The organism is Pseudomonas sp. B21_DOA (assembly GCA_030544685.1).
In the GTDB taxonomy this organism is placed as follows: domain Bacteria; phylum Pseudomonadota; class Gammaproteobacteria; order Pseudomonadales; family Pseudomonadaceae; genus Aquipseudomonas; species Aquipseudomonas fluorescens_AO.
The window spans coordinates 5,595,283-5,607,734 of the sequence record CP086683.1 but is presented as its reverse complement, the minus strand read 5'-3'; the positions used below and the strand labels follow the sequence as shown (position 1 = coordinate 5,607,734).

Below are 12,452 nucleotides of genomic sequence, written 5' to 3'. Positions count from 1 at the left end.
CAGCTGCAAGCTTCAAGCGGCAAGCGGCAAGCGGTCACGACGCGGTCAGCTTGGCGCTTGTGGCTTGAGGCTCGCAGCTTCATCCCACGCGGGATTTTCGGGAAACCGTCGAACCAGAAAGTCGAGCATGCTGCGCAACGCCGCCGGCATGTGTTTGCGAGAGGCGTACACCGCGTAGATATTCATCTGGCGCGGTTCTGCGTGTGGCAGCAAACGCAGCAGTTCGCCGTTGTGAATATGCACGCCAGCCTGGTAGGTCGGCAGCATCGCCACGCCCGCGCCGGCCAGAGTTGCGCGCAGGAGGGTGCTGGCCTCATTGGCGCTGATATTGCCCTGCACCGGTACCGAAACCGGTTCGCCATCCTCCTCGAAATGCCACAGGCTTTTGCCGAAATAGGAATGGGTCAGGCAGTTATGTCGGCTCAAATCCTCAACCGTCTGCGGCGCCGGATGCTCAAGCAGATAAGCCGGCGCTGCGCAGACCACCGAGCGGCACACGGTCAGGCGCCGGGCGATCAGATTCGGATCAAGATCATTGCTGGTGCGAATCGCCAGATCGATGCGCTCATCGACCAGATTCACCGTGCGGTCGAGCATCTGCAGATCGATACTCACGCCGGGGTAAAGCCTGACGTACGCCGCGACCGCATCGGCCAGTTGCGCCTGGCCAAACGAGGTGCTTACGCTGATCCGCAGCAGTCCGCGCGGCGCGTCATCGGGTTCGCTGACGGCGGCCTGCATGTCCTGCGACAGGTCGATCATCTGCCGACAGCGCGGGAGGATTTCACTGCCAGCGGCGGTCAGGCTCAATTTGCGCGTGGTGCGGTGCATCAGCCGCGCGCCGACCCAGTCTTCCAGCTCCGCCAGATAGCGCGACACCACCGGCCGCGACAGGTCGAGGTGATCGGCCGCTGCCGACTGACTGCCCAAATCGACCACCGTGACAAATACCCGCATTGCTTGAAGCCGATCCATGATTTGCCCGCTTTCAGAAACAAACTATGTCCAAGCATCGCATTTTTTGTACTGAGTCTGGCAACTAAGCTCTGTTGCATCGCCAGACTGGCATTCGAAACTCGGAGCAACAAATGATCGGCTTCACCCTTTCAAACGCGTTCTGCTCGCCGCAACATTTTTCGGCTTTGCCGCCCATGCATCCGCTGCCGAGCTGAGCCTCGATGTCTACAATCCGGGCACTCAGGCGATTTTCCCGGTCAGCTCGGTGCTGGTCAGCGGTGAGAAAGAAGCGATTCTGGTCGACGCGCAATTCGGCAAATCCCAGGCCGAGCAGGTGGTGGAGAAGATCCGCGCCAGCGGCAAGCAGTTGACCACCATCTACATCAGCCACGGTGACCCGGATTACTACTTCGGCCTCGACACCCTGACCCAAGCATTCCCGCAGGCGAAAGTGCTGGCTTCGCAGCCGACCGTCGATCACATCAAGCACACCGTCGACGGCAAACTGGCCTACTGGGGGCCGAAAATGGGCGCCGACGTTCCGGCGAAAACCATTGTCCCTGAAGTGCTCAAGGGCGACAGCCTGACCCTCGAAGGCAAGCAGTTGCAGGTGATCGGCCTCGATGGCAAGCAGCCGGATCGCAGCTTCGTATGGATCCCGTCGCTCAAAGCAGTGGTCGGTGGCGTAGTGGTGGCCGAGAACATTCATGTGTGGATGGCCGACACCCAGACCGCGCAATCCCACGCCGATTGGCTGCACACTCTGCACACCATCGAAAGCCTGAAACCGCAAACCGTGGTGCCCGGCCATTACCTGGGCGACAGCAGCCGCTCGCTGGCCAGCGTGAAATTCACCGCTGATTACATCAAGGCCTTCGATGCCGAAACCGCCAAGGCCAAAGACTCCGCTGCACTGATCGCGGCGATGAAAAAGCGCTACCCGCAACTCGGCGAAGAAAGTTCGCTGGAGCTCAGCGCAAAAGTCGCCAAGGGCGAGATGAAGTGGTAAGCCGAACCTGAACACGCAGCATTTTCAAGCCAACTGGAGAATGTCATGAGCAAGATCGCAATCATTGGTGCCACCGGCCGTGCCGGTAGCCAACTGCTGGAAGAAGCCCTGCGTCGCGGCCACAGCGTCACCGCCATTGCCCGCGATACCTCAAAGGTCGGTGATCGCGCCGGTGTCGTCAGCAAGAGCCTCGACGTGCTGGATTCGGCGGCGCTGCAAGCGGCGGTGGCCGGTCACGACGCAGTGATCAGCGCAGCGCATTTCGCCACCGTCCCGGCCTCGGCGATTGTCGGACCGGTAAAACAGGCGGGCGTGAAGCGCTTGCTGGTAGTCGGCGGCGCCGGTTCGCTGTTGCTGCCGGATGACACGCGGGTGATCGACAGTGCCGGTTTCCCGGCCGAATACAAAGCCGAGGCGAGCGCGGGGGCGGCGTTTCTTGATGCGTTGCGTCAGGAGCAGGAACTGGACTGGACTTTCCTGTCGCCGTCGGCGGAGTTTGTCGAGGGTGAACGCAGCGGCCAGTATCGCGTCGGCAAGGATCATCTGTTGGTCAGTGCCGAAGGACGCAGCTGGATCACCTTTGCCGATTACGCGATTGCGCTGATTGACGAAGTGGAAACGCCGAAGCATTCGCGCCAGCGTTATACCGTCGGTTACTGATCTGAAATGCTGTCCCTGTAGGAGCAGCCGAAGGCTGCGATCTTTTGATTTTGCTTTTCAAGATCAAGATCAAGATCAAGATCAAGATCAAGATCAAGATCAAGATCAAGATCAAAAGATCGCAGCCTTCGGCAGCTCCTTGTATCTACAGGGGTATAGCGGTGTTCAGCGGGTATGTGCCTGCTCAACCAGCCAGAGCATCAGCTCCTCAAGTTGCGGCGAGGGTTCGGCTCCAGCAGGCACCACCACGTAATACGCCAACCCCGTCTTCACCTTCAACGCAAACGGCATCACCAGCCGTCCTGCGTCCAGATCATCGCCAATCAGCGACCAGTCCCCAATTGCCACGCCCGTGCCATGGGAGGCCATCGACATCGCCTGATCCAGCGTTTCGAAATGCTGGCCGCTGTTCAGATTAGCCAGTTGCAAACCCGCCGCATCGAGCCACACCGACCAGTCCTGGATGTCGTGGGTCGGGTGCAATAACAGATGATTCTGCAAGTCCCTGAGTGAATTGAGCGCCGGGGAGCCTTTGAGCAATTGCGGCGAGCAGACCGGTGTCAGTTGCTCGTCGAACAGATGCAGCGCGCCTGGCGAATGGTCCGGCGGCGGGCCGTAGATCACCGCGGCATCGAATGGCTCGCGCTGAAAATCCACGCCGTGTTGCAGCGAGGCCGTCAACTTCACCGGCACGTCCGGGCGTTCCTTCTGCCATTGCAGCAGACGCGGCAGCAGCCAGCGCATCACGCAGCTCGGGGCCTTGAGTTGCAAGGTTTGCCGCGTCCGGCCGATCTGCTCGGTCGCCTCGCTGATCAGCCCGAAGACCTTCTCCACCTGCGGTAGCCATTCGCGTCCTTCGGCCGTCAGCGCCAGCCCTCGTGCCAAACGAATGAACAACGGATAGCCGAGCTGTTCTTCCAACCCGGCGATCTGCCGGCTCACCGCGCCCTGAGTGATGTGCAACTGCTCGGCGGCGCGAGTGAAATTGCAGCATTGCGCGGTGATCCAGAACGTATGCAGAGCGGGCAGGGAGGCAGGCGTTTCATGGCGATCCGAGGTATGACGTGAGGACATGGCTAGTATGACTATTAATCGATTGTTGCCGCTAGGTGTGCGCCGTTCAATGGCCCCATGTGCAGACCTTGTGGGAGCGGGCTTGCTCGCGAATGCGGTGGGTCAGTTATCTCGTCGCTGTTTGACACACCGCTCTCGCGAGCAAGTCCGCTCCCACAGGGGATCTGCGTTTCACCGAACGAAAAGGGCAATCAACATGGCAACGTGCGGCGAAGTACTGGTCAAGCTGTTGGAGAATTACGGGGTCGAGCAGGTGTTCGGCATTCCCGGTGTGCACACCGTAGAGCTGTACCGAGGCCTCGCCCGTTCGAGCATCAAGCACGTCACGCCTCGCCACGAACAGGGCGCCGGGTTCATGGCCGATGGCTACGCGCGCACCAGCGGCAAACCCGGTGTGTGCTTCATCATCACCGGCCCGGGCATGACCAATATCACCACGGCCATGGGCCAGGCTTACGCCGATTCGATTCCGATGCTGGTGATCTCCAGCGTGCAGTCGCGGAGTCAGTTGGGTGGTGGGCGCGGCAAGTTGCATGAGCTGCCGAACCAGAGCGCACTGGTCGGCGGCGTCGCAGCGTTCTCGCACACGCTGATGTCCGCTGCCGAACTGCCGGTGGTGCTTGCTCGCGCCTTCGCGCTGTTCCAGGCCGGGCGACCGCGTCCGGTGCACATCGAAATTCCGCTGGACGTACTGGTGGAAGAGGCCGATGAGTTACTCGCCAGCGTGCCGGTGAATATCGACCGCGCCGGCGCCGCACCGGCTGCCGTGGCCCGCATGGGCGGACTGCTCGCCACGGCGCGACGCCCATTGATTCTCGCCGGCGGCGGTGCTATCGACGCGGCGCCGGAGCTGACGCGGATCGCCGAATTGCTCGACGCTCCAGTGGCGCTGACCATCAACGCCAAAGGCATGCTGCCGACCAGCCATCCGCTGTTGATCGGTTCGACGCAAAGTCTGGTCGCCACCCGCGCACTGGTCGCTGAAGCCGACGTGGTGCTGGCGATTGGCACCGAGCTGGCCGAGACCGATTACGACGTCACTTTCGCCGGCGGCTTCGAGATTCCCGGCAAGCTGCTGCGCATCGACATCGATGCCGATCAGACCGTGCGCAACTACCCGCCGCACGTCGCACTGGTCGCTGATTCGCGCAACGCCGCGCAAGCCTTGCTCAGCACCCTGACGCAGAAACCGCTGGCCGAACGCCGCAATGATTGGGGCCAGGTACGGGCCGCGCGTTTGCGCAATGAACTGGCCGCGAGCTGGGACGCGCCGACGCTGGCGCAGACGCGTTTCCTCGAAACCGTGCTGCACGAGCTGCCTAACGCGATGTTCGTCGGCGATTCCACGCAACCGGTGTACACCGGCAACCTCACCTTCAACCCCGAGCGTCCACGTCGCTGGTTCAACGCATCCACCGGTTACGGCACCCTCGGCTATGCGTTGCCAGCGGCGATTGGTGCGTGGCTCGGCGGACAGCTCGATAACGGCGCGCGCCCGCCCGTGGTGTGCCTGATCGGCGACGGCGGCTTGCAATTCACCCTGCCGGAACTGGCCAGCGCCGTTGAAGCACGGGTGCCGGTGATCGTGCTGCTGTGGAATAACCAGGGTTACGAGGAGATCAAAAGTACATGGTCAACCGCGCCATCGAACCGGTCGGCGTGGACATCTACACCCCGGACTTCGTCGCCGTGGCCAAGGGCCTCGGTTGCGCCGCGCAAGCCATCAGCAGCATCGACGATTTGCGCGCAGCGCTACGTAAAGCGACGGACCGGCAAGGCCCGACGCTGATTGAAATCGACCAGAACCAGTGGATGCAGGCGGTGGCCCAATGATCAGTTTTCCAACCACACTCGACGGGCTCTACATCAACGGTCAGTGGTCGGCGGGGGCGAACATCTACGGGTGATCAACCCCGCTACCGAAGCGCTGCTGACCACCGTCAACGGCGGTGACGAACACGCCGTCGATCAAGCGATCAGCGCGGCGACCGAGGCGTTCAAACACTGGTCGAAAACCACCGGCGCCGAGCGCGCTGTGATCCTGCGCAACATCGCAAACGGCGTGCGCAACGGTCGCGATCACTTGATGAACCTGCAGTCGAGCAACAATGGCAAACCGCAGTTCGAAGCGGCCATCGATGTCGATGACGTGATCGCTACTTTCGACTATTACGCCGAGCTCGCCGAAGGCCTCGACGTCGGTCAGGACAGTAATGTGCCGCTGCCCAGCGAAGATTTCAGCGCACGCTTGCGACGTGAGCCGTGCGGCGTGGTCGGGCTGATCGTGCCGTGGAATTTCCCCATGGTCACCACCGCGTGGAAACTGGCGCCAGCGCTCGCCGCCGGTTGCTGCGTGGTGCTGAAACCTTCTGAAGTGACACCGCTGCCGGAGCTGGAACTGGCGGCGATCATCGCTGAATCCGGGTTGCCCGACGGCGTGTTCAATCTGGTCTGCGGCACCGGTCTGGCGGTGGGCGCGCCGTTGTCGGCCGATCCGCGCATCGCCAAGATCTCCTTTACTGGCAGCAATGCGGTTGGCGTGCAGGTGATGCAACGCGCTGCCGAAACCGTGAAGGGTGTGAGCCTGGAGCTGGGTGGCAAATCGTCTTTGCTGGTGCTGGCGGATGCCGATCTGCAACTGGCGGTGGAACTGGCCTGTGGCGGCGCGTTCTTCAACGCCGGGCAGATGTGCTCGGCCACCAGTCGGGTGCTCGTCGCTGAGGAATTGATGGATGAGTTTCTCCAACGTCTGCAAACACGCGCAGAGGCGATCCGAGTCGCTGATCCGTTTGATGCGGATGTGGAGATGGGCGCGCTGGTCAATCAGGCACAGTACCAGCGGGTGCTTGGGCATATCGATCGCGGCCTGAGTGCGGGGGCGCGTTTGCTCTGTGGCGGCAATCGTCCGGCGCATTTGCCGCGCGGTTATTTTCTGCAACCGACGGTGTTCACTGATGTGCCGCTGGACAGCGCGTTATGGCGTGAAGAGATTTTCGGCCCGGTGGTGTGTGTGCGCGGTTTCGCCAGTGAGAGCGAGGCGATTGCGCTGGCCAACGACACGCAGTTCGGCCTGGTCGCGAGTGTGGTGACACGCGATGCTGCAACGGCGGATCGCGTGGCCAATGCGTTGCAGGCGGGGCTGGTGTGGATCAATGCTCCGCAGGTGATTTTCCCGCAGGCGGCGTGGGGTGGTTACAAGCAGAGCAGTGTCGGTCGTGAGCTGGGGCCTTGGGGGTTGGCGGCGTTTCAGGAGATCAAGCATGTGATCCGCGCGGTCTGATCATAGATATGTAGCGCCTGGACTGACCCTTCGCGAGCAGGCTCGCTCCCACATTGGAATGCATTTCCCTGTGGGAGCGAGCCTGCTCGCGAAAGCGCCATAAGCCCCACGTCAGATTCCGGATCAGACAGAAAGCCGCAACCGCGCCAGATCCCGCAATGGCGGCGCGCCAAACAGGCGGCTGTACTCACGGCTGAATTGCGACGGACTTTCATACCCCACGCGATACCCCGCAGCCGAGGCTTCCAGCCCTTCGGTCAGCATCAGGCGCCGCGCTTCCTGCAGGCGCAGTTGCTTCTGGTACTGCAACGGACTCATCGCCGTCATCGCCTTGAAACGATGATGCAGCGTCGACACGCTAAGGTTCACTTCCCGGGCCAGATCATCGATGCGCAGCGGCTGTTCGAAATTGCCGTTGAGCCATTTGATCGCCTGGCTGATGCGATGGCTCTGGCTGTTGGCAATCGCAATCTCATACAAACGATGACCCTGCGGGCTGCGCAGCAAGCGGTAGAGAATCTCCCGGCGAATCAGCGGCGCAAGCATGGCGATGTCTTTCGGCGCGTCGAGCAGCCGCGCCAGACGCAGCACCGCGTCAAGCATGGCGCTGTCGATTTTTTCCACGTACAGCCCACGTCCGGTCGGCCGTGTCGGTACGCCCATCGGGCCGGCGTCGGCGATCAGCGCGGTGATTTCGGTCGGGTCAATGTCGAGGCGCACGGCGAGGATCGGTTCCTCTGGCGAGACGTTGACCACGCGCCCGCTGAGCGGCATCGAAACCGACACCACCAGATAATTCAGCGGGTCGTAGTTGAAAAACTCGTCGGCCAGGCGCACCTCTTTGCGCCCCTGCGCCATGATGCACAGCGCCGGCTGCGCGAGCACCGGGGCAAAGTCATGGGATTTGGTGTGGCGCGACATCACCAGCGAACCGATGGCGGTCTGGTAGCTGCCATCGTCGCTGGTGTTGCGGCGGATGATCGCCGCCAGCTCCGCACGCTGCTTTTCCATGTCGGCGCTGGGTTCGGCTTGAAAACGATCAAATGACGTCATGCACGGCATCCTCGGCAAGTGAGGGGGAATGCAGCAGAGCATATGTTTGTGCAAGCAGCGGCGGTAGACACATTCTGCCAAATGCTTGCCTGATTCTGCACCGCGCCGTTCCCGAACGTCGCCGAGACGCCCGACCGTAGGAGCTGCCGAAGGCTGCGATCTTTGATTTTTGTTTTTCAGATCAAAAGATCGCAGCCTTCGGCAGCTCCTACAGGGCAGCGGTGGCGGCTGGGGTTTTGGCAAGTCTCGCAGGATTGTGCAACGCGAAGGCAGGAATCGACTAACGGCGCGGCGGCCCCGGCCCTTAATCTTTGCTCCAGTCGCAGCCCGTCCCCCGGCTGCCACGCGATTTCATGGAGGGTTGATCATGTCCAAGCAGATGCCTGTCAGTCATATGGCCTTCGTTCGCGCCCAGGCCGGGCGTTCAGCGGAACTCGGCGTGCGCCTGAGCGCATTGATCGAAGTCTCGCGCGCGGCGCCCGGTTGCCTGAGTTTCTCGTTGCAACAATCGCAGTGCGACGCCGACCTGTGGCTGGTCAGCGGCTACTGGAGCAGTCAGCAAATGATGACTGCGTATTTCAACAGTCCATCGATGGAAGTCTTCGCCGAGCTGGTCCAGGACCTGGTGGTCAACAGCCTCGACTTCCACACTTTCAGGGACGTATCTGCCGCGCAGGCCCTCGGTCAATGTTCGGCGCCGATACACAAACTCGCCGGTTGAGGGTTTAATGTCCGGCTTATTTGATTGAGCCAGGATCCGCGACATGGCACGTAAAGAGTTTGAACGCTTCGAAGCAGTCTCCGCAGTCGTCCCCGTTGAGCTGGGCGGTAACAAGGGTTATTACGCGGCCATCGCGGTCAAGGCCCTGGTCGATGGCGGCGCACCACGCTTTCACAAATTGCTCGATGAGCAGGTGTTTCCCGGCGCCATCGCTGCCGATGAAGCGGCAATCAATGAGCTGGACAAGCTCAAGGGCGTCACTGATGACGCCGAGCTGATCTGGTAATTATTTCTGCGCCCCGGGGCGCCACATCTTGAACAGAGCCTCAGGCCCCAGCTGGAAATAATCCGCCGGACCGCCGCCGCGCAGAATCGGTTGTGCGGCGGCGGTGTCGTAGATGCCATCCTTGAGCAGCCATTTGGCGATGTGCACCGCAACCACCTCACCGAGGATCAGCCAGCTCGGTACGGTTTCGCCATCGGCGCGTTGCAGCTGGATGATCTGCGTGATTTTGCACTCGAAGGACACCGGGCTTTCGGCGACCCGAGGTACAGAAATCACCTTTGATGCCACGGTGGTCAGCCCCGCCAGTTCAAACTCGTTGACCTCAGGCGCGACCATCGCGCAGCTCTGGTTCATCTGCTCGGCCAACGGGCGTGTGGCGAGGTTCCAGACGAATTCGCCGGTCTGTTCGATGTTGTTCAGACTGTCTTTGCGCCCGACGCTGGAAAAACCAATGATCGGCGGCACTTAGTTGAAGGCGTTGAAGAAACTGTACGGCGCGAGATTGAGTCGGCCTTCGGCATCCTGCGAGGAAATCCAGCCGATGGGCCGCGGGCCGACGATGGCGTTGAACGGATCGTGAGGCAGGCCGTGGCCGTTGGCGGGTTCGTAGAAATGGATGTCATCGGACATGGGGAGCGGATTCCTGGGCTGCATTCGGATGCAGCCATAGTGCAAGGACACCGCGCATATTTCCAGCCGGACGCAAATCACCCCTGTAGAAACTGCCGAGGCTGCGATCTTTTGATTTTGACCATGAACGGGCAGCATTCATCAGTTATGAATGACCTTTTTCCGGGTGACAATTTTTTCATCCTTCTCCGACCGCTTTTTCACCCGCGTAACGCCAGTCTGCACACGGCCAGAAAATCAATAACCGGCCGTCACAAACTGGAGCGTTCCCGCGATGAATAAATTGCCTCAAATCACCCTGGCCTTCTGGGTCATGAAAATCTGCGCGACAACCCTGGGGGAGACCGCAGGCGATTTGCTGTCGATGACCCTCAACGTCGGTTACGCGATGAGTTCGCTGATTCTGATCAGTGTGTTCGTGATGACGTTAATCACTCAGTTGATGGCCAGGACTTACAAACCGCTGCTGTACTGGCTGGTAATTCTGTCGACCAGCACCGCCGGCACGACGATGTCGGACTTCATGGATCGCACCCTCGGGCTGGGTTATGCCACCGGTTCGACGATCCTCATCGCGATTCTCCTGGCGATCTTTGTCGCGTGGCGTCTGAGCGGCGATTCGCTCAATGTCAGCAAGGTGCAAACGTTCCGTGGTGAGATGTTCTACTGGATGGCGATTCTGTTTTCCAACACTTTGGGTACCGCTCTGGGTGATTACCTGGCCGATGATTCGGGTCTGGGTTTTGCCGGCGGCGCGTTGCTGATCGGCTCGACGATTGCGGCGGTCGTGCTGCTCAAATACTTCACGAAGATTTCGCCAGTGCTGCTGTTCTGGGTGGCGTTTGTGCTGACCCGGCCCTTCGGCGCGACGTTGGGCGATTTGATGACCAAGCCCCACGAAAAGGGCGGGCTGGATTTCGGCACCATTGGCTCGTCGGCGGTGCTGGCGGGGATTCTGCTGGTGATGATCGTTGGCGCTTCGTATGCGCAGAAGCGCTTTGGCAAGCCGCAGGTTGCCGAGTTGACTTGATTCCGCGTCGCCCTCATTCGCGAGCAAGCTCGCTCCCACAGGGCAATGGGGTGCCCACAGAATATGTGAGCACCACCGACCATTGTGGGAGCGAGCTTGCTCGCGAAGGGCCTCACAGCCACCGTTGCAGTGGCTGAAAAAACCGATCAGTCAGTCACGATCCGCGAATGCTTCTGGGTGTCTTTCATGGTGATGTACACCAGCAGCGACACGGCAATGCACGCAGTGACGTACCAGTAGTAACCCGTTTCCATGCCGATGCTCTTGAACCACAGCGCGATGTATTCGGCGGTGCCGCCGAAGATCGACACGGTCAGTGCGTACGGCAGGCCGACGCCCAGGGCGCGGATTTCGGTCGGGAACAGTTCGGCTTTGACCACCGCGTTGATCGAGGTGTAGCCGCTGACGATGATCAACGCCGCCATGATCAGGAAGAACGCGCCCCACCAGGTCTGGATGGTGTGCAGGGTCATCAGGATCGGCACGGTGAAGATCGTACCGAGCACGCCAAACGCGATCAGGATCGGGCGCCGGCCGATCTTGTCCGACAGGCCACCGATGATCGGTTGCAGGCACATGAACAGGAACAGCGTGGCGGCGGAAATGGTGGTCGAGTCGGAGATGCTCATGCCGACCGTGTTCACCAGGTATTTCTGCATGTAGGTGGTGTACGTGTAGAACGCCAGGGTGCCGCCCATGGTCAGGCCGACCACGGTCAACAGCTCTTTCGGATGGCGCATCAAGGTGCGCATCGCGCTTTCCTTGGACTTCTCTTTCTTGGTGAACGACTCGGTTTCTTCCATGCCGCGACGCAGATACAGCGCCACCACTGCACACAGCGCGCCGATGGCAAACGGGATACGCCAGCCCCACGCGTACAGCTGTTCGGTGGTCAGCATGTTTTGCAGCACGATCAATACGCCGAGGGCGATGAGCTGGCCGGAGATCAGCGTCACGTACTGGAAGCTGGAGAAGAAGCCGCGACGCTCCTTGGTCGCCATCTCCGACAGATAAGTCGCCGAGGTGCCGTATTCGCCGCCAACCGACAGGCCTTGCAGCAGGCGGGCGAACACCAGCAGGATCGGCGCGCCGATGCCGATGGTTTCATAGTTCGGGCTCAGGGCGATCAGCAGCGAGCCGAAGCACATCAGGTACACCGAGGCCATCAGCGCTTTCTTGCGCCCGACCTTGTCGGCGTACATGCCCATCAACCAGCCACCGATCGGGCGCATCAGGAAGCCCACGGCGAAGATCGCTGCGGTGTTCATCAGTTGCGCAGTGGTGGAACCGGCGGGGAAGAAGGTCTTGGCGAAGTACAGGAGAAGGCGGCGTAGACATACCAGTCGTACCACTCGACCATGTTGCCGACAGAGCCGCTGAAGATCGATTTGATCCGGCTGGCGGTGGTTCTCGGTTTGGCCGGCACGGCAGCCGACCCAAGGGGCAGGGCGTTGGAGTTATCCATTGAAGGATCCTTCGTTTAATTGTTTTTGTGGAGCGCGTCGGAACGCAGCCTGCCAGGGCTATAGCAGGAGGTGTGCCAAGGGGTGAGGGGCCGGTTTAGAGGGGCCGGTGAGATCGAATGAGCGGAAATCCGCTTATGGCTGGATTGTGGTGAGCGGAAAATTGCTCATTAGGTTGATCGGCCATTGTTGCCTGTGCTGGGTCCTTCGCGGGCAAGCCCGCTCCCACAGGGTTTTGTGCTGAACCCTGAATTTGTGACCTCCACCTTCCATTGTGGGAGCGGGCTTG

General features: G+C 60.8%; 7 protein-coding genes and 5 pseudogenes. 7 read left to right on the top strand and 5 right to left on the bottom strand.

Features of this window, described 5'->3' with window-relative positions; genetic code table 11:
• Window positions 1-45: 45 nt before the first annotated feature.
• Window positions 46-975, bottom strand: a complete 930-nt coding sequence (locus LJU32_25955) for a LysR family transcriptional regulator (GenBank protein ID WKV88743.1) — start codon at window positions 973-975, stop codon at window positions 46-48.
• A 142-nt stretch (window positions 976-1,117) separates the two neighbouring features.
• Here LJU32_25955 and LJU32_25950 point away from each other — a divergent pair, with 142 nt between their 5' ends.
• Window positions 1,118-1,966 (top strand): MBL fold metallo-hydrolase, encoded by an 849-nt coding sequence (locus LJU32_25950; protein ID WKV91203.1) that lies wholly within the window; start codon window positions 1,118-1,120, stop codon window positions 1,964-1,966.
• A gap of 45 nt (window positions 1,967-2,011) precedes the next feature.
• On the top strand, window positions 2,012-2,626 hold the full coding sequence (locus LJU32_25945) for an NAD(P)-dependent oxidoreductase (GenBank protein WKV88742.1): 615 nt from the start codon (window positions 2,012-2,014) through the stop codon (window positions 2,624-2,626).
• Window positions 2,627-2,791: 165 nt separating this feature from the next.
• On the opposite strand, the pseudogene LJU32_25940 reads toward LJU32_25945, so the two are convergent.
• Window positions 2,792-3,672, bottom strand: a pseudogene (locus LJU32_25940) (LysR family transcriptional regulator).
• A gap of 224 nt (window positions 3,673-3,896) precedes the next feature.
• Here LJU32_25940 and LJU32_25935 point away from each other — a divergent pair.
• Window positions 3,897-5,533: pseudogene (locus tag LJU32_25935) on the top strand (5-guanidino-2-oxopentanoate decarboxylase).
• Window positions 5,533-6,980: pseudogene (locus LJU32_25930) on the top strand (aldehyde dehydrogenase family protein). The pseudogenes LJU32_25935 and LJU32_25930 overlap by 1 nt, the downstream one beginning before the upstream one ends.
• Window positions 6,981-7,103: 123 nt before the next feature.
• Here LJU32_25930 and LJU32_25925 read toward each other — a convergent pair.
• Window positions 7,104-8,033, bottom strand: a complete 930-nt coding sequence (locus LJU32_25925) for an AraC family transcriptional regulator (protein WKV88741.1) — start codon at window positions 8,031-8,033, stop codon at window positions 7,104-7,106.
• Between the two features lie 367 nt (window positions 8,034-8,400).
• Here LJU32_25925 and LJU32_25920 point away from each other — a divergent pair, with 367 nt between their 5' ends.
• A complete protein-coding gene (locus tag LJU32_25920) occupies window positions 8,401-8,754 on the top strand; it encodes an antibiotic biosynthesis monooxygenase (GenBank protein ID WKV88740.1) in 354 nt (117 codons plus the stop codon).
• Window positions 8,755-8,797: 43 nt separating this feature from the next.
• Window positions 8,798-9,040: a hypothetical protein gene (locus LJU32_25915; protein ID WKV88739.1), complete on the top strand. Its 243-nt coding sequence runs from the start codon at window positions 8,798-8,800 to the stop codon at window positions 9,038-9,040.
• Here LJU32_25915 and LJU32_25910 read toward each other — a convergent pair.
• A pseudogene (locus tag LJU32_25910) lies at window positions 9,041-9,670 on the bottom strand (flavin reductase family protein).
• A gap of 274 nt (window positions 9,671-9,944) precedes the next feature.
• On the opposite strand from LJU32_25910, the gene LJU32_25905 reads away from it, so the two are divergent.
• A complete protein-coding gene (locus tag LJU32_25905; protein WKV88738.1) occupies window positions 9,945-10,700 on the top strand; it encodes a hypothetical protein in 756 nt (251 codons plus the stop codon).
• 146 nt (window positions 10,701-10,846) lie between these two features.
• Here the strand turns inward: LJU32_25905 and LJU32_25900 are convergent.
• Window positions 10,847-12,165 (bottom strand): annotated as a pseudogene (locus tag LJU32_25900) (MFS transporter).
• Window positions 12,166-12,452: the final 287 nt, after the last annotated feature.

Excerpts from the sequence above, each read along its gene's own strand:
- LJU32_25955 (WKV88743.1), bottom strand. The coding sequence starts at position 975 with ATGGATCGGCTTCAAGCAATGCGGGTATTTGTCACGGTGGTCGATTTG.
- LJU32_25945 (WKV88742.1), top strand. The coding sequence starts at position 2,012 with ATGAGCAAGATCGCAATCATTGGTGCCACCGGCCGTGCCGGTAGCCAA.
- LJU32_25925 (WKV88741.1), bottom strand. The coding sequence starts at position 8,033 with ATGACGTCATTTGATCGTTTTCAAGCCGAACCCAGCGCCGACATGGAA.
- LJU32_25920 (WKV88740.1), top strand. The coding sequence starts at position 8,401 with ATGTCCAAGCAGATGCCTGTCAGTCATATGGCCTTCGTTCGCGCCCAG.
- LJU32_25915 (WKV88739.1), top strand. The coding sequence starts at position 8,798 with ATGGCACGTAAAGAGTTTGAACGCTTCGAAGCAGTCTCCGCAGTCGTC.
- LJU32_25905 (WKV88738.1), top strand. The coding sequence starts at position 9,945 with ATGAATAAATTGCCTCAAATCACCCTGGCCTTCTGGGTCATGAAAATC.